The sequence below is a fragment of the Galbibacter orientalis DSM 19592 genome (assembly GCF_000260115.1).
GTDB lineage: Bacteria > Bacteroidota > Bacteroidia > Flavobacteriales > Flavobacteriaceae > Galbibacter > Galbibacter orientalis.
On record NZ_JH651379.1, the window covers coordinates 387,068 to 409,915 of the forward strand.

Sequence of the window (22,848 nt, forward strand, 5' to 3'; positions counted from 1 at the left end):
GACGATAAACAAGCTCGGAATCAAAACCTTTAATTGTTTATTGAATTAATCGTCATCTCCCAATTCAGCTTTAATCATCTCGGAAGAGAGAATGTATGCCCCTTTTGTAACAACGGTTATATCCTTAGATATACCTGCGGGGAGGCTTATTTCCACATAGCCCAAATCGGTCATCCCTGTATTAACAGGAATCATATTGAACCTTAGTTTATTTTCTTCTTCATTGTCCTTATCCTCTACGAAAATGAAGGTTTTTTCCCCATTTTTAACAATGGCTTCCTCTGGAACTGCCAAGGCCATTTTTTCGCCTTGAACAATTCTACCTTCCACATACATTCCAGGAAGGAGTTCTTTATCTTCATTATGAATGTCCGCGTGCACGTGAATCGCTTTTGGATCGGTTTCAAACGTTTTGCCAATGGCGTGGATTTTTGCCTTTAATAGTTGATCTGGCTTTGATGCTACGGTAAAATAGATTTGTTGCCCTTCCTTTACTTTATAAATATCTTTTTCATACACTTTAAAATCTGCGTGAATTTCCGAATTATCACTTACCGCAAACATTTTGGTCTGTGGTGCCACATAGTCACCAAGGCTTACCATAACTTCATCGACAAAACCTCCGATTGGCGATGTAATAGGCACTGACGCATAAATTTCACCAGATTTTATTTTAGAGATATTTAATCCCAGTAGCTCCAGTTTTGACCTTAAGGCGTTAACGCTCGAAGTAGTACTTCTGAATTTGGACTGAGCCATCTGAAATTCTTTGGCCGAGGAGACCCCTTTATCAAATAAAGTTTGCTTGCGTTCAAAATCCTGTTGAAGGAATACGAGTTCATCGTTTTTTTCCTGAAATTCCTGTTGCATTGAAATAATATCTGGGTGCTGTAAGTAAGCCAATACCTGTCCTTTCCGAACTTTATCCCCCTCGATTACTTTTATGGAACTTACATTACCTCCTACAAAAGGGCTAATATTGGCTTTGTACTGCGGATACAGCTCTAAAATCCCGGTAACCTTAACACTGTTGCCAAGGCTTTTTTCTTCAATTTGCTTTAGCTCAAGACCTATGGTTTCAGCTTGTTCATTGGTAATTTCTACTACACCTTCTTCACCTTCTTCGTTTTCCCCTTCTTCAGCGCTTTTGGAATTTTCCGAAGTTTCATTGGTTTCGCTGTTCGGTATCTCCGAGTTGGATTTTCCATTACAGCCTATTAACATAATAGTTAGTACTATGGAACTGATTATTGCTATTTTCTTCATTTCTGTTTTTTTTAGATTATAGATTTCCCAATTGATATTGTAGTTCAATGGCCTGTTGGTTATATTGATTGATAAACTGTAAATGATTTTGTTTTATCGTAATGGCACTGTTGAGAATAGTGATATAATTCACATAATCTATTTCACCTTCCTTAGATGCCAGTTCTGCCGTAGTAATTTGCTGCTCGGCCAAAAGCAATGCGCCCTCCTGATAATAATTCAGGATTTTTTGTGTTTTTTCCAGCGATTTTATGAGTTGAGAGACTGTACTTTCGGTCATTGCCTTTTGTTCGAGGTATTGGTTCTCGGCAACCATAGCATTAGCTTTAGCTGCCTTTACCCTTGATTTCTGTGGAAAGAACCAAAGCGGTATGTTAATACCGGCTTGATAGGTATTGAAGCCCGATACATTATCCACAATCTGTCTTCCATAGGTCAAGTTGAACTTGGGTAGGAACTGTGCTTTTTCCACACCGACATTGGCTTTGCTTACTTCTGCATTCTGCATAGCATATTGAAGCAAAGGATTATTGTCTACGGAAGCCGAGTCCAAAGTGGCCAAAAAATCCATCGGTTCATAGGTTTGACCAACCGTTTCAATTTCTTGTTCGATGCCCAAATATTGTTTCAATGCCCTTTTTGCGATATCTATATCATCATAGGCTTGTTGCCTTAAGACTTGAATCTGCTGATATTCAGAAGAGGCGGCAATAAATTCCAGTTTGCCCGTTTCCCCGGTATCATAGCGCAATTGGGCAGCTGTCCTAAAGTTAGTATAAACACTGTCCAACTGTTCCGCAAAGCGCAATTGTGCTTTGTTATAATTGATACGGTCATAGGCCTGCATCACATTACGAATCAATTGCTGCTCGTTGACAGCGTAGAACGTTTCGCCCAGTTTAACACGTTCCTTATAGAACTTGGATTTTGAAAAACCTGAAAGCAAATCAATATTTCCTTGCTGTACACCAATAGTGGTCTGTATGCCTGGCAGGTCATTGCCTACTTCTTCCTTTCCCGTAAAAACCCTCGTGTTTCCCATATCAAAGCTGGTACCCTTCATCGCCTGTTCACGCTCAATAAAGGCTTGGCTTTCTTTTAAGGAAGGATAATTTTGCTTTGCCATTGTAATGGCTTCTTCCAAAGTAAGGGTTTGGGCCATTTGATTATCCTGCGCGGTTGCAGAATTTGGGGTCAAAAATCCTCCCAAACTCAATAATACAATAATAACCGTTGTACTTTTCTTGATATAACTTGCCTCACCACCATTGCCTTTACGTTCTTTGCGGGCCTCCAGCCAATTATATAGTACGGGAACCACGACCAATGTTAAGAATGTTGCCGTTATCAGTCCACCGATTACTACCGTTGCCAGCGGTCGTTGGACTTCTGCACCTCCCGATGTGGACACTGCCATTGGTATAAAGCCCATAATGGCGGCAGTTGCTGTTAAGAGTATGGGACGTAGCCGTTCGTGGGTAGCCTCATAAATTCTATCTTTTATATTTGTCATACCACTTTCTTTTAGTTCATTGAATTTATTGATAAGCACAAGCCCATTTAATACCGCAACCCCAAAGAGCACGATAAAACCGACCCCAGCGGAAATACTGAATGGCATCCCCCTTATCCAAAGTGCAAAAACACCGCCAATGGCCGCCAAAGGCACTGCCATATATATCATTACCGATTGTGAAAATGAGTTAAGTGCGAAATAGAGCAAAATGAAGATTAAGAAAAGTGCTATAGGCACCACAATCATTAGACGGTCTGAAGCCCGTTGCAGATTCTCAAAAGAACCACCATAGGTAATATAATAACCGGGAGGAAGATTTAATTGAGCATCTAATTTTGTCTGAATCTCTTCAACCATTGATTTTACATCACGACCACGAACATTAACCCCAACCGAGATACGACGATAGGTATTGTCCCTGGATATCTGCATTGGCCCAGGTTTATAACTGATGTTGGCCACTTCTTTAAGAGGTACTTGTGCCCCGTTGGGAAGGTCGATGTATAGATTCTTTAGGTTATTAATGTCTTGACGGTACGACTCAGAAAGACGAATGACAACATCAAATCTTTTTTCTCCCTCAAAAACAACACTGGCTTTTTCACCAGCGAATGATGCACTTATATAATCGTTCAGCTTATCAATGGTTACACCGTACTGGGCCATTTTAGCCCTGTCGTATTCTACGGTCATCTGGGGAAGGCCACTGGTAGCCTCGGCTCTAACATCACCTGCTCCGGGAACGGTTTTTATAATCGAGGCCATTTCGTTAGCCTTATCTGCCAGTACGTCCAAATTTTCACCATAAAGTTTTATAGCTACATCTTCTCGTACACCTGTAAGCAATTCATTAAAACGTAGCTCAACAGGTTGTGTGAACACAAAATTTACTCCAGGTATTACGGCGATTTTTTCCTGTATTTTTTCGATGAGTTCTTCTTTGCTGTCTGCCGAAGTCCATTTACTTTTATCCTTTTCAAGGATTATGTAACTATCGGCAATATCCATTGGCATTGGGTCTGTGGGGATTTCGGCAACCCCAATCCTTGAAATCATTGTTTTAACCTCTGGGAACTCATTTACTATATTTTGAAGTTTTTTTGAGGCCTCAATGGATTCGGTAAGACTGCTTCCAGGTTTTATCAGTGCCTGCATTGCTATATCGCCCTCATCAAATTTTGGGATAAACTCGCCACCCATATTGCTAAAAATGAATCCTGCAATCAATAATAGGCCAACTGCACCTATCACGATGCCAGCCTTAAAACGAAGTGCAAAAGACAACAGTGGCTTATAGGCTCTATTGAGACTAGACATAATCTTATCACTGAACCTATCAATTTTATTCTCGAACTTTGCAAACCAACTATCCGGATTTTTTGAAGGTTTTAAAAACATTGACGAAATCATTGGCACATAGGTAAGACAAAGAATAATTGCGCCTAAAACCGCAAAACCGAAAGTAAATGCCATTGGGCGGAACATCTTTCCTTCTACACCGGTTAAGAATAAAATAGGTGTAAAGACGATTAGAATAATCAACTGTCCAAAAAATGCGGAATTCATCATAGTGCTTGCAGATTCATAGGCAATCTCATCCATTTCAGCCTGCTCAATGACTTTAGTTGATTTTTTCATCCGTTGATGAATATGAAAAACCATTCCTTCTACAATGATTACTGCACCATCTACTATAATCCCAAAATCAATTGCACCAAGCGACATTAGGTTTGCCCACACTCCAAATTGTTTCATCAAAATAAATGCGAACAAAAGGGATAATGGAATTACCGATGCGGTAATCAATCCTCCGCGCAAGCTTCCCAAAAGGATAACGAGTACGAATATTACGATAAGTGAGCCTTCGATCAAATTCTTTTCTACTGTGCTTGTCGTTCTACCAATAAGCTCGCTCCTGCTTAAAAAGGGTTCAATATATACACCCTCAGGAAGGGATTTTTGAATTTCCTTTATTCGGCTTTGTACATTGTCTATTACGTTATTGGCGCTTTGCCCCTTAAGCATAAGGATTTGTCCTCCAACGGTTTCCTTTCCATCTTGGGTAAAGGCCCCGTACCTAATCTGGTTTCCATAGCCTACTTTTTCAGCAACATCCCTTACAAGAACTGGTGTGCCATTTTCTGTAGTGACGACTGTGTTTTCTAAATCTTCGAGGCTACGCGCCAGACCTTCACCCCTAATAAAATTGGCTTGATGGTTTTTTTCAATGTAAGCACCACCTGTATTCGCATTGTTCATTTTGAGGGCTTCGAAAACCTGTCCCATCGTAATACCAAAACTTTTGAGCTTATCTGGGCTAAGCGCTATTTCGTATTGTTTCACATATCCACCGAAAGCATTGACCTCTACAACGCCAGGCACCAATGCCATTTGACGTTTAACAATCCAATCTTGGATAGTACGCAACTCCATTGCATCATACTTATCCTCATATCCTTCTTTTACTTTTAAGGTATACTGAAAAATTTCGCCCAATCCTGTAGTGATAGGAGCCATAAAAGGCGATCCAAAACCTTCGGGTATCTCTTCACTGACTTCAGCTAGTTTTTCCTGTACCAGTTGACGGGGAAGGTAGGTGCCCGCTTCGTCCTTAAAGACAATAGTAACCACTGAAAGACCAAAGCGAGAAACCGAACGTAGCTCGACAACATCTGGAAGGTTTGCCATTGCCAGTTCCACAGGATAGGTAACAAATTGTTCTATGTCTTCAGTGCCCAAGTTGGGTGCTGTAGTTATGACTTGTACTTGATTGTTCGTAATATCTGGAACCGATCCCAGATTAATGGTGGCCATTGACCAAATGCCCGTGCCAATCAGGGCTACCATCAATAGACCAACAATAAATTTATTGTTGATTGAAAATGAAATGATTTTATTAATCATAAAAAAGAAGGGTTTAATTCATTGAAACTTTTTGGTACAAATTTGCTATATACAAAATCGTATCAAATTAAGATTGACCTAAAAAGGTCTAAGGAGGATATAGCTATCCTATAAAAACTGAATTAAACCTGTGGAGGCTGCAAAAGGGAGAGGGGAAGATCTTTTCCAAAACCATCAGAATGGAAGAATATTTCAGAAGAAATAACAAAAGATGGCATAACAAACGGAACTACATCGACATTTACAACATTTACGTGACAACAGCTACAAAGGCAAAAATTGATGCATACCGGCTGTTCGGTATTATCTGAATTATGATCTAACTGTATTTGTAAGTCATTTTGAAAATCGTATAAACTAACTTCACCGTCATCACAGGGCACAACATTGAGTACCAAAAAGTAAACGGATAATATGATAGTTAAAATTTTCACTCTGCAAAGATAATAAAATTGCGATGCACAGGTTGTGCAAAGATGATTTAGAATTTCAGAAATCAAAAATTAATGACGCTATCCAAAGCATTATCGGCATCCCTATGCATAAAGTTAGATTGGTAATTTATAGTAGTGGTAATCGATGAATGTCTATATAATTTTTGGAGCATATTAATTGGGATTTTATCTTCCGATATATTCCCAAATGTATGTCTAGCAATGTGCATAGTTACTTTTTTTGATATTTTGGCTTTATCAGCGACCGATACCAAATATTTATTGAATTTCTTGTTGGCCGTTTTTGTTTTAGCATAGACATCTTTTGCATCTTGTAAATTTGCCTTTTTCATTTCCGGAAATATAAAATCGTCATCATTTTGTTTACTGTCCTGATAATATTCCAAAATCGGAAATATTTTATCTGGGATTTTAAGGGATAACAATTTTAAATTCTTGTTCATTCGATAATGCAGCCTTTCGTCATAAATATCGGTCCAACGAATTTTCAATACGTCAGCTACCCGAATTCCGGCAAAATAAAAACTGAAAAGCCAAACATTTCTAGCGTGAGTCTCGTTGTCGGTCAGATTTTCAACGGATTCAAGTTTTATGACCTCATTTTTGGTAAGGCCTATTTTTTCGGTTTCAGGGAACTTAATCCGTATTTTATCTGAACCGAAGGGATAGAGTTTTCTATCTACTATACCCAATTTAATAGCTCTATTATAGATAGTTCTAATCACAATAAGATTATTTACTATCGACCTTTCCGATAGGTTGTGTTTTGTACGGAGGTAAGTTTTAAATCTCTTTAGAAAGTTTTCATCAATTTCTTGAAAGGTAAGTTGTTTTGATTTGGTAAAGTTCAATACGTGGTTAACACGAGCCTTGTCGGTCGAGAGCCTAGACAGCTTTTCGTTTGCTTCTAAATCATCAAGAAAATCTTGTGCCACTTCGAAAAAAGTAACTGATTCGGAAGATGCATAAAGTTTCTCTTTTATTTGATTAGCCGATATATCCTTTTTGCTCGATTGCAAATCAATCAGCATCTTATTCGCCTCAGACAGTTTAGTACTAAGCAAGCCGTTTAACCTATCTGAGTAAGGGTGTGATTTTCTAACTCTAATATTTTTTCCATCCCAATCATTAGGGTCAATATTATGACCTATATAATGATAATTTGAGCGACGGTTTTTAGTAATACGAATACAAAGAGGACAATGCCCTTCTTTATTGGGCTTTTTCCGAAGTACTATTTTTGCGTTTGATGCCATATCTTAAGTATTGAGAATATAAAGATAATCATTTTTGGTACAACATAGGTACAACAAATTAGGATTTTAAACGATATCAATTGACATTATATAAAATTAAATATATGTTAATCAGTTGATTATAATATAACTTACGGAAATTTGGTGGTAAATACGCTGGATTCAAAATCCAGTTCTTTCGGGAGTGTGGGTTCGATTCCCACCTCGAGTACTTTTAACATATCAAATGATATTAAAACCCTGTAAAACATCAGATTTTACAGGGTTTTTTAATTCCCTATATTCATTTAAATTCAATTGAAATCAACTAAAATGTGTATCATTCGGAGACACTTTGGGTGTTTCCAGAGGTGCGCCCGAATAGATGTTAAAATACTAAAAATCAATTGTTTATGATTTTTAAATTTGGATACTACTAATTATCTTTGAAAAGAAAAAGGTGTAACCTATGCAAGATTTATTATCCATATTATTTTATATCAGAAAAAGTAAAGCGCAAGATTCAGAGTTAGGAACTATTTATTTACGCATTACTTATAGTGGTGAGCGTGCCGAATTAAGCACCTTTTTAAAGGTGAGTTTAGAGAAATGGAATGCCAAAGCCAATAAATTAATGGGAAGCTCGCCCACTAGCAAAGAAGTGAATAGGAATCTAGACATGATTAAAAAGAATGTATATCGGGCTTATCAGGAAATGATGGATAAACAACAGGCTATTACAGCTATGAAAATTCGTAATCGCTATTTAGGAAAAGATGATACTAGGAAACATATTCTTGAAGTGTTTGAAGAACATAACATGAAAATGGCAAAGCTAGTTGGCAAGGATTATACCGCTAGAACCTTACAGCGCTATAAAACTACCAAAAGACATATAGAAGACTTCAATATAGCTACTTATTCTGCATCCGAATATTTGGTAAAAGATATTGATGTGAAATATATTAATAGTTTTATTTATTATTTAAAAACCAGCGTTGATCTTTCTCATAACTCAGCAATAAAGTATTTATCATATCTTAAAAAAGTAATCCGTATCTGTCATGCAAATGGCTGGATAGAAAAAGATCCATTTTATAACTTCAAGCTCCGAACGCATGAAATTGAGAAAGAGTTTTTAACTAAAGAAGAATTAAATAAACTTATTGAAAAAGAATTATCAAATCAACGTCTGGAACAAGTCCGAGATGTATTTATCTTTTCTTGCTTTACTGGTCTTGCTTATATCGATGTTACCAAATTGACTCATAATGATATTATTTTAGGTATTGATGGAGAACAATGGATTAAGGTAAAACGTACCAAAACTGGAACTATTAGTAATATTCCTTTACTTCCAGCAGCTAAACAGATTATTTCCAAATATTATAATGAAGAACAAAAAGCTGCGCCTTTACTCCCCATGTCAAGCAATCAAAAAACCAATAGTTATTTAAAAGAAATTGCAAGTCTATGTGAAATCAAAAAAAATCTTACATTCCATGTAGCTCGGCATACATTTGCCACTACAGTAACCCTTTCAAACGGAGTTCCTATTGAATCAGTTAGCAAAATGCTTGGACATAAATCTTTAAAAACTACGCAGCATTATGCTAAAATAGTAGACAGAAAGCTTAGTGATGATGTTCAAAAATTGAAAAAGGTTTTTAATAAAGGGGAAAACATTAAAGATCGTAAATTCAAATAAAAATTAAGTTCTTTTTTCATTATTGTGTTTTGAGACAGCCTGACGGTTAATATATGAAGCGTAACCTGCCGATAGGTGGCTATGATTTCATACACAGTGTTAAGTGCTTTTTTCTTTTAGTTTGTCTAATTCTACCTTGGCAAAATAATACTCAAATTCGAGGTATTTGCCTTTGATCCTTTCGCATTCTTCCAAATGCGATATGTATTTTGAATTTGTACCATTTCCAAAATATTTTACAGCTTTATAAAATTCAAAAACACATTCCGATCTATTTCTTAAAGTTTCATTTTCAATATGTTCAAGTTCTTCTTTTAATTCAGATTCCGTTATTCTATCAGTTAGATATTTGGGAACAGTCAAATGACTTTTATTTAACTCTTTCATAGTGATCTTTTCCAATTTAGAATCTTTGAAAATCTTAGATATCAATAATAGAAAACTCGGAGGTCTAAATATTCCACTCGTGTATATCACCTTCGTTTTATTCGTAAGAGGATATGCAAAGTATTTCTTAGCCAATTCATAATCTTTAAGTGCATAATAGCATAAACCTATTTTCAAACACAAAACATCACCTAACTGGTTTGTGTCTGAGTTTCTTGTAAAAAGATCACTGTAGTCATTTAGAGCTGATTGGTAATTGTTCAATAGTAGATTACAATTTGCTCTTGCTCTTAGGTTCAAATCACTTGCAACTTCACTATACTGATCTTCAGCTTGACTCAGCGCCAATTCAAAATTTTCTTTAAATATTTTATCCCAAGGATTCATCTATTTTTAATTACACTTAACGGCAGTCTGTTTTAAAACTGCCTTGAATTTTGAATAAATTTACACAATTTGGGAATATTTGACATAAAGCTTGTCCTTAATCTCTATCTTCCTTAATATTAAGATTTCGGCGGAGATTTGATTTTTCTATGTCCTAATCGCCTTAAAAAAGATTTTCACAGTATTCATTGTATGTTTTAGCCTGTTTTTAGGCACCCACATTATTTGCCAAATTTAAGGATAAACCAAAAATCGGCATAATACCAAAAGAAATAAGTACCATGAAAATTAAAGTGCAAAAAGCAACACTAAATAAAACCCCATTAGGTTAAAAACAACTTCCAATAGCCTAATAAAACCACAATCCAAAATACTTTATAACCAGACTAATCCGCATAGTAGGCTAACCGACCGAAAACCGGTTCAGTTAACAAGGTGTTCATGTTGGGTCGTACCGACCACACGAACGCTAGTTATTGTGCCTAGTTTTTTTCAGAGTTAATATTTCTCCTAATAATAAATATACATTCAGAAATAGATTTTTCGCTTCTTTATAATCTACATCAGAATGAACTCCACTCGATACTCTTGAATATAGATTAGTTAAATTCTGTTTAAGCTTTTTTCTTCTATTTGTACTTTCACTATTTTGATGAATAAAAACATTTATTCTGTTCAAGACATTACTTTCCTTTAGAGAAAGTTCATTACCTCCAATATTGAATGTTTCTTCTGTTGCTGGAAATATATGATTAGCAAATGAATCTATTATTCTTCTGCAAGTAGTTAAAGCCTGACTTATAGATTCTTTGTCTCCTTCGGATAATCTTGCCACGACAGAAGGTATTTGTTCTATTACATCACCGCTGTTTTCGGCAATCAATAAGTCAATATCTTTTTTATAAGACTCAAAAATTCCTTCTGCCAAATTATCAAACGTTCTTTCATAATAAACATTAGTGACAAATTCGTGTACTAGTGATATTATTCGACTTTTAATTCCTCCTAATTTTGCTATTCTTACAGCAGTCTCACTCATTGTAAACTTCATATCTCTGATTATCGGTAGTGCAGTTGAAGCACTTGTATCAGGTATTCTCAGTTGTATAAGTTTATTGTTCTCAACTTCAATTTTAGCTTCTATTTGAGATAAAGGAAACCAATAACCTTTAGAGTTTTCTTTATCAGTCCAACGTCCAGTTAATGACATATATTTCCTTCCCAATTCATTGTCAGGATAACCTTGCATTTCGAATTTTAAAAATGCCCTAATATTGCTGTCATCTACATATCTAGCTAGCCTTGTGGTTTTGAGAAGAATTGCTTGAGCTTCACTTTTACTCAACTCGATATCATCCATTATTTCGGTTGCGAGTTTTAAAATATGTTCGGTTTTTGATTCCATTTTCGATTTTTCTCAAATTAGGCACAATGATAGCAGTAAAGTTAGTGGCTCTTATTCAGGTTAATAGGTTTTGGGCCATTAATTTTAATGCATGTTGTAAGTTGTTATTTTTTCGCATTGTACTTTAATATTTCGTCTTTCAGTCCAAGGTCATATTCGTAAGTTTCCAAAGTTATTGGGTTTATGTCCAATCTATGAAAGTTCGGTAAATGTCCTTTGTCACAAAACAGCTTCACAGTTTCCATAATCTCATTTGGGTCAGATTTTACTCCGAATACTACTTTTTTTATTTCATTAATATTAAGAACAACATCAATATTTTTTCCCTCATTTACTTCGTTGAATTTTTTAGGGTCAAAACCTTCCTTATGAATTACTAAACGAATCTCTTGTTCATATTCCCAAACATCAGATTTGTAAGTCGCTAGGTAAAGTGGTAAATCATCACTTTCCATATTTCTAGAATCTCTTTCATCTCTTAAGGAACTGCAATAAGTGATTTCAATTGGTACTGGGTCTCCTCCTGAATAATTTTCTTGAGTTAGTTCAGGAAATTCAATTTCAAAACACGCGCCTTTATGAGAATTACCATAGTGTGACCACATTAATTTAGATGTTTTGTCAATATAAGATTTCGAAAAGCAGGTAATGTAAATTTTACTACTGAGCCTAATAAATGCTTCATTTGCAAGAGCTTTTACAACATCAGTATTCGATTTATCTTCTCTTACAATTTTAGACCATTCTGTAGGCACTAAATATGGATTAGCTTCATATGGGTCGTTAAATTGGTCTCCTCTTGTGAATCTTAATTTTTCGTGTTCAATTATTAAATTCAATGTTGCAATTGAACAAAATTTATATGCTGAACCTTTAAAAAATGGAATGCTCATTGGTTGGTTTTAATAATGCCTAACGTCTGTATAAACACATGTGGTCTGTTTATATTCATTATATATATATATTCAAATATACATAAATATAATTCTTTCAAATCTAATGGGTTTTATTCAATTGTAGTTATTATAGGTTCTTTAAAATAGTATTGATTGATTTATATTGTACAAGTGAATTTCCTATTCTGAATCATGGTTTTTACATGGCTGCTAAATTACTTTATTGAATAATTATTGTTAATAACTCTGATTTTTAGCATTTTGAAGTAATTTAATATCTCAGCAATTGATATTCTTTGATATTTAATATTAAAGGCTAAATTTAATTTGTGTTTATTTACTCCTAAACAAATACAATATGCTGATTTAAAGTAACTTGTGAATAAAAAACTTCTACTCCACAAAGTTTACTTTATCTTTCTTTCTACTTTTATTCCAAGAATTCTACTAAAGAAAACAAAGCGCTTTGTTCATTATTAATCTTTAAAAATAGGTACAATGGACAACATTAAATTAGAAGAAAGACTCGATAGAATTGAAAACCTCTTGCTAGGTTCTAAAAAGGTACTCACCTTGGAAGAGGCTTGTGATTATACAGGCATATCAAGAAGTTATCTTTATAAGCTAACGGCTGCTGGTAATATCCCTCATAGTAAGCCGAATGGGAAAATGATATTCTTCGATATCGATCGCCTTAATGGGTGGCTTTTAAGAAATGATCGCAAATCTGCATGTGAGATCAAAAATGAGGCATTGGACTATGTCCTGAAGAAACGATAGTTTTTAGCTCTAATCGCTATTTACATTTACCTCATTAGCCTGTATTTCACATACAGGTTGTAAATCATAGTTATATGAAAACAATACCATACATAAGGGTTGGTACTACATTTTATAAATTGGTGAAAGCACCCACAATAGCAGGACATTTTGATGAATTACTTGTCCCCTGGAATGAGCATTCCATTTTTTAAAGAACCGTAAACTTCAAAATAGTCAAACAACTCGGATGTGGTTTACACCAAAGGATATTTACACCCCTGCGCTTCATAGGTTGATTAAGCATAACAGAAACAGAGTAGAAAAAGAATTGGCGAGTATTCTTTTAAGCGCCATGGATAAGTATGAACTCGATTCCATTGCTATATGTCCTATTGATGCCTTGCACATGTTAAACAAGACAAGAGTAAGAACAGATCTTACACAATTAAGGAGGTTGCTTAAAAGAGAGTGGAAACTGGAGAACCAGAAAAATTCCAATAGCTATCAAAGAATTACCATTTGGAGCAATGGCGATATCAATATGGAAGATGCAAAAGGAAGGTACTTCACGGTGGAAAAAGAATTTTTAATTAAAAATTTTGATGATTTGATGACAGAATAAGCGAATGTCAGGTTTCATAAGGGCTACGGCTGTCATCAAATTGTCATCATTCTTTCATCAAAATAAAAAGTGATGACAGGAATTTAGGTATTACAATTAAAAATGATGAAATGATGAAAAATTGATGAAGCTGTGAGGTCAATCTATTAAAGGGATGAACGTGTTTTTTCATCAAATCATCAAAAAAACTTACAAAATAAAGCATATGAAAAAAGAACTATTGAATTGTGAAACAGCCCGCAATATTTGCATTGTTCAAACATTGGCAAAACTAGGACATTTTCCCACTCGGAAGTCGGAGAAAGAAGCTTGGTTTTTAAGTCCTTTTCGGTCTGAATCAAAAGCCTCTTTTAAAGTGTCTTTACGTTTAAACCGATGGTATGATCATGGAGCTGGTATTGGAGGCAATGTTATTGACCTTATCTGTCTGATAAAACAATGTTCGGTTAAAGAAGCTTTGGAGTTATTGGATCATGAAGCTTTTAATTTTTCTTTTCATCAGCCGCCTCGTCTAGAAAAAGAGTCTGGAATTGAAGTTGTTCAAGTGAAGCCCATCCACCACCCTGCCCTACTCGATTATCTTAAATCACGAAGAATTAAACCGTCAGCAGCACGGTGTTATTGTAAAGAAGTTCATTATAAGCTGGAGGATAAAAAGCACTTTGCCATTGGACTCAAAAATGTTTCTGGGGGTTATGAGCTTCGAAACAAATTATATAAAAGCAGCGTTTCTCCCAAAGATATTACCCTTATCAAAAATCAACAGTCCAAACTCCTCATATGTGAAGGTATGTTTGATTTGCTTTCCCTGGCTTGTTATGACCCTACCCTTTCTAAAAAAGCAGACCTCCTTGTTTTAAACTCGGTGGCATTTGTTAAAAGAGCTGCTGATTACTTGAAAGATTACAAGCAAGTAGCCCTCTATTTGGATCGGGATAAGGCAGGTAAAAAAGCTACCGAATTTTTATTGGGTGCGCATTCAAGAGCTGTCAATAAATCTGAATTATATAAAGGCTATGAAGATGTAAACCAGTGGTGGATAACTAAAGCGGATGGGTAATTGCGAAGCAATTTCAAGATGTGTTTTTGTTGCCACAAAAACCATCTTGCTTTACTCCCGAAGGTCGCAAAGGGTGCAGCATTAAAAAGTGAAATACTCCCTCATATAAATAATTAAATCATGGCAAAAGCCAAAGTAAAAATAAAAGCAACCTATATCAAATTTCGGTGTACCCGATTTGAAAAGAGATTGTTACAGGTCAAAGCAAAAAGAGCGAACCTCAGTTTGAGTTCTTATTGTCGGATGACGGCTTTGGATGACAAGATCATTGAGCGATTTACCGAAGAACAAATAGAGGTTTATAAAACCCTTATTCAGTACCATCATCATTTTAAACGCATTGGGAACATGTTTAAAAAAAGGAATCCCAAGCTAACCGATGAAGTTTACCAACTCGCTGAAGAAATCAAAAACCATTTGCAAAATTTTAAAAAATGATAGGAAAAGGAATGGCTATAGCACATACAGGGGCTTCCATGCGTTACGGAATGAATCAGGAAAAAATGTCAGAAGTGGTCTATAAAGCACACTTAGCTGGAGAGACTCCTTCAGCGGTAACTCAGGAATTTAAGATTATACAAGATACCAATTCCCGTTGCCAGAAAAACACCTTGAGTTTTGTGCTCAGTCCAACTGTGGAAGATGGAAAGAAATTGAGTGTAAAAAAGCTAGAAGAGCTCACCGATAGGTTTGTAAAACAAATGAAACTACAACAGCATCAAGCAATGGCTTTTGTACACCGAGATAAAAAACACCTTCATGTTCACCTGTATGTAAATCGTATTGGGTTTGATGGAAAGGCTTATAATGACAGTTATATAGGAAAGCACAGTCAATTGGCAGCAGAGAAAGTGGCTAAAGAAATGCATTTAACCACCACTAGAGAGGTGCAACAAGTAAAACAACAATCGCTATTACACATTCGGGCACTTATCAAACAACAACACTTAAAAACTTTACAAACCAGACCCAAAACCGTAGATCAGTATATAAAACGCATGCAGAAACAAGGAGTTAAAGTGATTCCTGTGATTAATAAATCCAAGCAACTGCAGGGATTTCGATTTACCTATAAATCGCATAACCTAAAAGGAAGTGCTGTCCATAGAGAAATGTCAGGAGGTAAAATACTACAAGCGATTTCTTATAACAATGCAAAAGGATTAAAACTATCAAAAGAGAACACCCTTAAAATAGTAAATCAAACAGTAACCCTTAATGCTAATCTTGCAGCATCCATCGCTAAAAAAGTGGCAAAACATGTTATTAAAAAAGCTATTGACACGGGGATTGGGATTGGTTATTAAAATAGAAAACAATGGCAAAATTAGAAGAAATAGCAGCTTTGCTGACGGAGGAAATTGAAGAATTTAATGTATCGGTAGCTAAATTAGAGGGGCTGTCAAAAAAACTTCGTGAAGTAAAAGTGAAAGCTGATACTTCACAAATTGAAGATCTGTTGGAAACACATCTAAAAAGGCAAGCGCAATTTGAAAAGGTGCAGGCTACAAATACAAGAGACTTAATTCATAGTATGGATAAGTCCAAGCTATTTCCGAAATGGATAGTAGTATGTAGTATTATATACATCGTGCTTTTATTAGTATTGGGTTTTAGTACGCTAAGTTACCGACATACGAATCAGCAATTAAAAGATAAAAACGAACGTATAAAAAGACATTATCAAAGTTTTATAAAGGCATCTCCTGAAGTTGAAGCACACTACTTGAATTGGATGAACCCTCCTGAAAACCAAGCGAAATAGTATTAGTTCTGGTAAGATTTGGGGGTATGATAGGTTTATTAATGATGCTATGTAATCTGTAGTTTTGAAATGAAAATAGGTGTACTCTTTTAAGGTAGCTATATGCAAATACATATAGTTTTATTGCAATCGCCGTTATTATATGCCTATGCATATAATATCAAAAAAATGCGATTATTTGATATGTGTCCTAGAAATGAGGTTGACGATAACTTTAATCATCATATCCTTTTCATTTGGGTTACTTTCCGCTATTAATAACGTTAATGCCACCAATGCATTATCGGGAATGATTTTGCTACCATATTTCGTAAATAATATATTGTTCCTATCCAAAAACCATACAAATAGATAGGCAGCAATTCTTTTATTGCCATCGGAAAAAGAATGGTTTTTCACTACAAAATAGAGTAAGTGTGCAGCTTTTTCTTCAGTAGTTGGGTACAAATCTTCTCCACCAAACGTCTGATAAATATTTTCCAGAGAACCTTTAAAGGAGTCGTCTTTTTCCCTTCCAAAAAGTCCTTCGAACTTAGTTTGTCTTCCTAATTCATCAATTGCTTTTCGGGCTTCCTCATAAGTAATCTTATACACCTCATAACTTCCCTGTTCTGGCAAACTCAAGCGTTGATGGTCGTAATCATCCAACAAATCTAGCGCCCTAGAATACTGTGCTATGATTTTTATAAGACCCGCTGATTCATCAGTATTAAGCGGATATTCAGAAATTACTTTTTCCTGTAACTGCACCACATTTTTAAGTTCTTGTAACTGTTGGGTTCGCTCCTGAAGTAGTTTTTCATTAATGGCAAACCCTTGTAATAAATACTCTTTTAATATTTTTGTAGCCCATTGTCTAAATAAAATTCCTCTTTTGGAATTGACTCTATAGCCTACGGATATAATCATATCAAGATTATAATGAAGCCTGCTTCTAGTTACTTCGCGATTCCCCTCTTTTTGAACTGTTCGGAATTTCCGAACAGTTGCCGCTTCCTCTAGTTCACTGGAGCTTAAAATATGTTTAATATGCTCACTAATATTTGCTTTACTAGAGTCAAATAGTGTTATCATTTGTGTCTGAGTTAACCATACTGTTTCCGCTTTTAACGTAACATCTATCTGTGTTTGACCATTTTCAGTCTCGTATATAAGTATTTGTTCTTTTGCCATCGTAAATACAATATTATAAAATATAAATAAGATGTGGACTTATTTCATATCCCAGTAATTAAAGGTTATCAAAATAAAGAAAGCCCACGCCATTGCATATGCTATAAACATTTAGTGAGCGCTTTAGATAAACCTCACCCCTACGGGTGTACAAGCACCCTCTAAATTAAATAATTAAGCTGTAATAAGCTCAATACCTGCCTTATCGCTTCACCTAATCGTAACTCGCTCTATTGTATTATCATCAATATCCATTGAAAGTATATTTAAGTTTCCACTTCCCTCATTATGTACAAAATCTCCTCCACCTCCATCAGCAGTAAACTCAAAATCAAATTGAACTTCATGATGCGTTTTACTTAAAGAGATAACGTAATCGGATCCATCATAATATGTTTCAGTAAAAGATTGGCTAAACACTTTTGTCAATCCAATAAATAAAAATAACAGAAAAAGTAAATACTTGATTTTGGGACAGTAATATTGATCCATAATAGTTGATACGTTAGTTGGTTTTCTAGGTTAGGAGATATTTAGTAGTTCAAACTTAAAATGGATTTTTTTTTGATTTATTAAACTTCAACATTTGATGCTTCATTTATAGATAAATAGACACATTTATTCGTTCTATAACTAAAAAAAGAGGATTTAATCAGTGCTGATTACTGCTTTTTAAATTCATTCCAATCATGCATCTTTATACAATATCTAATTTTCATTTATTAAGAAAAAGAAGGACATGATTTATCCTTTACATATTTTATAATTGAATTTTTAGTTTAAATTTGCCTCTCTAAACCTTAATAAATTTACTATGTTTAAAAAATTACTATTTGTAGGTACTTTATTAACTGCGATGGCATCTTTTGGTCAAGAAGTAAGCTTTGGTGTTCAGGCCGGTTATACCAATCTGGAAGGAAAATCTTCTAATTCTTTTGAAGATGTCTCTTATTCCGGAAATTCATCTGGCTTTTATGTTGGAGCTTTAGCTGACTTTACCTTATCAGAGAGCTTTCATTTACAACCTTCCGTAAACTATGCCAATGCAGAGGAAACAAATTTTCTGATTGTTCCTGTGATGGCTCAATATCACATTGAAAATTCAGGTTTTTATCTGCAAGCAGGACCGCAGGCAACCTTTATGTTGGAAGATACCTCAATACAAGGAATAGACGTCATGAATACCTTTGGTCTGGACTTGGCTTTCGGGCTAGGCTATGCGATTAATTCTAATTTCTTTGTGGAAGCAAGATATAGCTTTGAGCTGACCAACAGGTACTCAAAAGATATCAAAGATGCTGCTGATGCCCAGGACATAGACGTAGATTCACATATTAACGCCTTAAGTATTGGATTGGGATATAAATTCTAATGTATATATGCAATTGATTTAAAGGGAAGCAAATCGCTTCCCTTTTTTATGTCTTTAAATGATATCCATACTAATATCATCAAAAAAGCTTACTGCATACACTAATTGAACTTAAAGAGTCACCTCAATAATTTTTTTTTAAAAAAACATAATGAAAGTAGTTTATCTGATTACAGAAAATATAATTTCTCGAGAGTGGAGGGAAGTGTCAAATTTCAGTTATTTACTTTTCTTTCTTTCAGGGTTTTGCCAAGTGTTGAATACTGAATATATAATCACTTTATCTTTTGAAGTTTCATAAATGATTAAGAATGGAAAACGTTTTATAAATGCTTCTCGATAAGGCTTACGCTTTGAGGAGAGTGTTTTGGATTCGCTGTAATCCTATCAAAATAAGTGTCAAGATGCTTTAAAAATTCTTCTCCCAATCCAACACGTTTTAATTCGTAATAAAGATAAGCTTCAATGATTTCTATATTGGCTTCGTCCTTAACTTCTAAGATATATGCCATCTATTAACCGGCGTTTCTTGCATTTTGTTTTACTTGTTCCCAAGTAAAGGATTTGCTTTCTCCTTTTAAATGGGCTTCTCTGCGTTTATCGATCTTACGATATTGTTCTTCGCTTAACATAAGCTCCTGCTCGTCGTTCTGATAACTTTCAGCCAACGCCTTTATCATTTTTAAAAGTCTTATATCTGCAGTATCTATGTATTCCTTGACGGTATTTCTTAGATCTACCGTTGCCATAATATTTTCCTTGTTCTTATTGTAAATATACAATTTCTGTTGCATAAATTTTGTTTTTAGGTGGTCGAAATTTGTGGCATTCCAGTTTTTAAGATACATTTTATGAACTAGATATTGTCTCTGAATCACATTGACCATGAGTCATATATGCTATTTCTGCATATTTACCCTTATAAGAAATAATAGAATCTAATTTAGAACATAACTTCCGAACTATATATAATTATTTGTTCTTGTTCTTTTGCCATCGTAAATACAATATTATAAAATATAAATCAGATGTGGACTTATTTCATATCCCAGTAATTAAAGGTTATCAAAATAAAGAAAGCCCACGCCGTTGTATATGCTATAAGCATTTAGTGAGCGCTTTAGATAAACCTCACCCTACGGGTGTACAAGCACCCTCTAAATTAAATCATTAAGCTGTAATAAGCTCAATACCTGCTTTATCGGCTTTGTATTTTATTTTAGTCATTAACTCATAATAACTCCAATTCCTAAGGACAAAGTCTTCCTTTTTAGCAATCTCGATTTTGTCCTCTTGATTTATTAAAATCAGTGTTCCCGCTTGATTTTTTACACAAAAATCAATCAGTTTTCTACTGTATAAATGTAAGCGATGGGATACATAATTAGTTTCTGCATCTCGAAGCTTCTCCACAGCCTTTAATTTTCGCTTCCTCCCTTTTCCTGATTTACAATAAGTAATTCCTTCTTGTGTTCTTTTATAGGCGGCTTGTATAGCTAGCCTTCGGTATAAAAATTCTTCTCGACTTCCAATAGTTAGTTTTGTTTTGCCTGTTTTAACCACTATAGGATACTCAAGAGAAAGCGAAGCTTCTGCGATAACTTCAGGTTTAAGAGCATGCTCTTCTTTCTCAATTTCAAATACCGCTAGCCAAAAGATTTTACCATCCTTTAATTTAATCTTTGAAGTACACAGTTTCATATCTCCTTCAACCAAACGCTCTAATAATTTTCGTTTATCAGTATAGTCTTTTCCTAAATACGTTTTAAACGGTATGGAAAACAAACGGAAACAAAATGCCTTTTTATCAGGATTATAGGAGATTCGACTCATTGTTTTCGCAGGGAACGGAAATGCCATGTCCCTCTTGAAATTTCGAAGGGAACAGAGCCCTTTCCAGTAATCCGATTTGTTCTTGTTAAAAGTGGACAACAAGGTATTGTTCAGGCTCGATAGAATATCGGTTGGTATTTCTCCTTTAAACTTGTCACACACCACTCGGAAAGTTGTATTCATACGAGAACGCTGCAAAATACCATCTTTATCTTTTTTCTCATCTGCTAGTTTATACTTAATTCCTTCGGAGAGGTAAAAAAAGTCTTTAATCATTTCCTGCACATACATATGAGACATCATAATATTCGCTGCTCTAAAGCACCGATTCTGGTATTGATATAATTTGTCTAGTTTCTCCTTCCGCTCTTCTTTGGTTGGTAGGTCTACTAGTATCTGAATTTTTCGAGTGAGTTTCAGTGTTGATTTCCCCATAACTATGCTGATTTTAATTGCTGCTTATGTTGCTCTTGCATTAACTTATAGGCGGTCACAAATTCTTTGTGGACTTCCTTTTGGGATAGTTTAAGTTCATTGGCAATAAATGCAAAAGATTGTTTCTCTTTACATCGTAACTCCAATACTCTTTTTTGTTCTTCGGTCATTACACCTTGCATCTTTATCCCAATAGCTGGTCTTTTCTTAACTGCCTTCATACCTCCCTGATGGATGATGGTTTTTAAATCTTCTATGGCTCTTTTTACCTCATTACTGGTCTCTGTAATACCTTTCCCCATCACCGCACCAATTGCTTTATATTGAAAACCGTATTTTAAACAGAGTTCTATTAGGTGTTTTCTCTCATTACTTAATAGGGGTAATACTTTTTTGAGCTTTTCAAACTGCTGCTGATCGAATTGCTGATCTTGAAGATGCGTATCAACTTTTTCTGGATCATAGCCTACCATATAATCTTGGTAATTATTGAAATTATCTAAGGAATAAGTTTTTCTATAAAATTTATTTCTGGGCTTGCTATAGTAGGAGATACATTCTCTTTTCATCACAAATTTTAAGAAAAAGTAAATATGTTTTGGCGTTTCTATCCTGTCTCTACAAACCCACAGTTTTAAAAAAACATTTTGAACCAAGGTCGCTATCACAAATTCATCATTGAGCCATCGTTTTCCCACCCAGAAGATACTCCTGTTATATTGCGCATGAATTTTAACCAAAGCAGCGGGATCATTATTTTTTAATAATTCAAAGTTTGTGTGTGGCATAATAGATTTTGTTTTATTAAATGCTAAACCCACTTGAAATTATCAAAGCCATGCAATTGCCTAGCCTTCTAAAGACAAGAAAGAATCCACATTAAATCTTTATTAATAGAAGCATGGCCGGATACCATGAAAAATGAAGTATGTGAATTATAGGATTAAAATTATCGATTACCGGAATTAAAAAAGTGCAACTGGGTATCCTATAATTAAAAATATCATATTGGGTTCTTTGGTTTTTTCTTAAATAGAATGTCAAATACAGTTACTCCATCCCCATAACGGAAAAAACCAAACATTTTAATTTCTCTCTTAAATATCCTAAAAAGCATTTGTTATAGATAACTTTTTATATGGGGTCTATATTTATTAGTATGCCCTAAAACAATGTTAAGCACAATGATTTTAATGCTAATTCATTAATTGATAGTCAAATATAACAAAAAAAAACATCTGTAATCCAAATGGCTTACATAAAATATAATAAATATGTGAAAATTGCAGTATGGCAAAGCTTTCGAAAGAAGATATAGAGTTAAATATTAAAATCGCAAAAAGGATTAAAATCCTTCGCATGGATATTAGTTCTAAGCCTTCACAATTTGCTAAAGAACATATGATTGATCGTCAAGTCCTACATCGTTGGGAAAGCACTACCGATAATCGTGGAATCTCAATTCATACTATATACAAATTCACCAAATTAATTGGGATTTCTTTAAAAGATTTTTTTGACGATCCTCTATTTAAATAATAATATATACTTTGAAACTCCATAACTTCTCTTAAGATGGAGTTAAGGGTTAGACTTCCTTTAAAATAAAGAAGGCGACACAAGTGCCGCCTTAAATGTTTTCACAACGGAATAATCCTTATTGTGAA

The 22,848-nt window shown here is 34.7% G+C and carries 22 protein-coding genes; 9 read left to right on the top strand and 13 right to left on the bottom strand.

The features are described from left to right. Window positions 1–45 precede the first annotated feature (45 nt). The 4 genes from JOOMADRAFT_RS01885 to JOOMADRAFT_RS01895 form a co-directional block, all read right to left on the bottom strand. Window positions 46–1,314, bottom strand: a complete 1,269-nt coding sequence (locus JOOMADRAFT_RS01885; protein WP_245547640.1) for an efflux RND transporter periplasmic adaptor subunit — start codon at window positions 1,312–1,314, stop codon at window positions 46–48. Beyond that, window positions 1,283–5,686: a CusA/CzcA family heavy metal efflux RND transporter gene (locus JOOMADRAFT_RS01890; RefSeq protein ID WP_008610968.1), complete on the bottom strand. Its 4,404-nt coding sequence runs from the start codon at window positions 5,684–5,686 to the stop codon at window positions 1,283–1,285. Before JOOMADRAFT_RS01890 ends, JOOMADRAFT_RS01885 begins: the two co-directional genes overlap by 32 nt. Window positions 5,687–5,808: 122 nt before the next feature. Beyond that, complete coding sequence (locus JOOMADRAFT_RS20705) at window positions 5,809–6,120, bottom strand: DUF6660 family protein (RefSeq protein WP_073099406.1); 312 nt, start codon at window positions 6,118–6,120, stop codon at window positions 5,809–5,811. A gap of 62 nt (window positions 6,121–6,182) precedes the next feature. After that, the gene (locus tag JOOMADRAFT_RS01895; RefSeq protein ID WP_008610969.1) at window positions 6,183–7,397 is read right to left on the bottom strand and encodes a site-specific integrase; all 1,215 of its coding nucleotides are present in this window, start codon (window positions 7,395–7,397) and stop codon (window positions 6,183–6,185) included. Between the two features lie 448 nt (window positions 7,398–7,845). Between JOOMADRAFT_RS01895 and JOOMADRAFT_RS01900 the strand changes: the two genes are divergently transcribed. Continuing rightward, window positions 7,846–9,084 carry a site-specific integrase gene (locus JOOMADRAFT_RS01900; protein WP_008610970.1) on the top strand — a complete coding sequence of 413 codons (1,239 nt, stop codon included), beginning with the start codon at window positions 7,846–7,848 and terminating at the stop codon, window positions 9,082–9,084. A gap of 99 nt (window positions 9,085–9,183) precedes the next feature. Here JOOMADRAFT_RS01900 and JOOMADRAFT_RS01905 read toward each other — a convergent pair whose 3' ends face one another. From JOOMADRAFT_RS01905 to JOOMADRAFT_RS01915, 3 genes are all read right to left on the bottom strand, one after another. Continuing rightward, a complete protein-coding gene (locus JOOMADRAFT_RS01905; protein ID WP_008610971.1) occupies window positions 9,184–9,858 on the bottom strand; it encodes a tetratricopeptide repeat protein in 675 nt (224 codons plus the stop codon). Window positions 9,859–10,327: 469 nt separating this feature from the next. After that, the gene (locus JOOMADRAFT_RS01910; RefSeq protein ID WP_008610972.1) at window positions 10,328–11,263 is read right to left on the bottom strand and encodes an AbiTii domain-containing protein; all 936 of its coding nucleotides are present in this window, start codon (window positions 11,261–11,263) and stop codon (window positions 10,328–10,330) included. 104 nt (window positions 11,264–11,367) lie between these two features. After that, entirely contained in the window at window positions 11,368–12,156 is a 789-nt protein-coding gene (locus JOOMADRAFT_RS01915; protein WP_008610973.1) for a DUF2971 domain-containing protein, read from the bottom strand. A 501-nt stretch (window positions 12,157–12,657) separates the two neighbouring features. On the opposite strand from JOOMADRAFT_RS01915, the gene JOOMADRAFT_RS01920 reads away from it, so the two are divergent. From JOOMADRAFT_RS01920 to JOOMADRAFT_RS01945, 6 genes are all read left to right on the top strand, one after another. Then, entirely contained in the window at window positions 12,658–12,939 is a 282-nt protein-coding gene (locus tag JOOMADRAFT_RS01920) for a helix-turn-helix transcriptional regulator (RefSeq protein WP_008610974.1), read from the top strand. 229 nt (window positions 12,940–13,168) lie between these two features. Continuing rightward, a complete protein-coding gene (locus tag JOOMADRAFT_RS01925; protein WP_050989636.1) occupies window positions 13,169–13,543 on the top strand; it encodes a hypothetical protein in 375 nt (124 codons plus the stop codon). A gap of 205 nt (window positions 13,544–13,748) precedes the next feature. Then, entirely contained in the window at window positions 13,749–14,603 is an 855-nt protein-coding gene (locus JOOMADRAFT_RS01930) for a toprim domain-containing protein (protein ID WP_008610975.1), read from the top strand. A gap of 120 nt (window positions 14,604–14,723) precedes the next feature. Then, entirely contained in the window at window positions 14,724–15,041 is a 318-nt protein-coding gene (gene mbpA, locus JOOMADRAFT_RS01935; RefSeq protein WP_008610976.1) for a mobilization protein MbpA, read from the top strand. Window positions 15,042–15,052: 11 nt separating this feature from the next. Then, a complete protein-coding gene (locus JOOMADRAFT_RS01940) occupies window positions 15,053–15,910 on the top strand; it encodes a relaxase/mobilization nuclease domain-containing protein (RefSeq protein WP_008610977.1) in 858 nt (285 codons plus the stop codon). Window positions 15,911–15,921: 11 nt separating this feature from the next. Then, window positions 15,922–16,368 (top strand): DUF6730 family protein, encoded by a 447-nt coding sequence (locus tag JOOMADRAFT_RS01945; protein WP_008610978.1) that lies wholly within the window; start codon window positions 15,922–15,924, stop codon window positions 16,366–16,368. Between the two features lie 174 nt (window positions 16,369–16,542). On the opposite strand, the gene rhuM is transcribed toward JOOMADRAFT_RS01945, so the two are convergent. Both rhuM and JOOMADRAFT_RS01955 read right to left on the bottom strand, forming a co-directional pair. After that, window positions 16,543–17,541, bottom strand: a complete 999-nt coding sequence (gene rhuM / locus JOOMADRAFT_RS01950) for a RhuM family protein (protein WP_008610979.1) — start codon at window positions 17,539–17,541, stop codon at window positions 16,543–16,545. 210 nt (window positions 17,542–17,751) lie between these two features. Continuing rightward, entirely contained in the window at window positions 17,752–18,033 is a 282-nt protein-coding gene (locus JOOMADRAFT_RS01955) for a hypothetical protein (RefSeq protein WP_008610980.1), read from the bottom strand. Window positions 18,034–18,355: 322 nt separating this feature from the next. On the opposite strand from JOOMADRAFT_RS01955, the gene JOOMADRAFT_RS01960 reads away from it, so the two are divergent. Beyond that, window positions 18,356–18,913 (top strand): porin family protein, encoded by a 558-nt coding sequence (locus JOOMADRAFT_RS01960; protein WP_008610981.1) that lies wholly within the window; start codon window positions 18,356–18,358, stop codon window positions 18,911–18,913. A gap of 323 nt (window positions 18,914–19,236) precedes the next feature. On the opposite strand, the gene JOOMADRAFT_RS20440 is transcribed toward JOOMADRAFT_RS01960, so the two are convergent. The 4 genes from JOOMADRAFT_RS20440 to JOOMADRAFT_RS01980 form a co-directional block, all read right to left on the bottom strand. Further along, the gene (locus JOOMADRAFT_RS20440; protein WP_245547641.1) at window positions 19,237–19,425 is read right to left on the bottom strand and encodes a hypothetical protein; all 189 of its coding nucleotides are present in this window, start codon (window positions 19,423–19,425) and stop codon (window positions 19,237–19,239) included. Between the two features lie 3 nt (window positions 19,426–19,428). Next, window positions 19,429–19,707: a hypothetical protein gene (locus JOOMADRAFT_RS01970; protein ID WP_008610982.1), complete on the bottom strand. Its 279-nt coding sequence runs from the start codon at window positions 19,705–19,707 to the stop codon at window positions 19,429–19,431. A gap of 376 nt (window positions 19,708–20,083) precedes the next feature. Next, on the bottom strand, window positions 20,084–21,181 hold the full coding sequence (locus JOOMADRAFT_RS01975) for a hypothetical protein (RefSeq protein ID WP_008610983.1): 1,098 nt from the start codon (window positions 21,179–21,181) through the stop codon (window positions 20,084–20,086). Window positions 21,182–21,183: 2 nt separating this feature from the next. Further along, window positions 21,184–21,969, bottom strand: a complete 786-nt coding sequence (locus JOOMADRAFT_RS01980) for an RNA polymerase sigma factor (protein ID WP_008610986.1) — start codon at window positions 21,967–21,969, stop codon at window positions 21,184–21,186. Window positions 21,970–22,471: 502 nt separating this feature from the next. On the opposite strand from JOOMADRAFT_RS01980, the gene JOOMADRAFT_RS01985 reads away from it, so the two are divergent. Then, window positions 22,472–22,720 (top strand): helix-turn-helix domain-containing protein, encoded by a 249-nt coding sequence (locus JOOMADRAFT_RS01985; protein WP_008610987.1) that lies wholly within the window; start codon window positions 22,472–22,474, stop codon window positions 22,718–22,720. Window positions 22,721–22,848 lie beyond the last annotated feature (128 nt).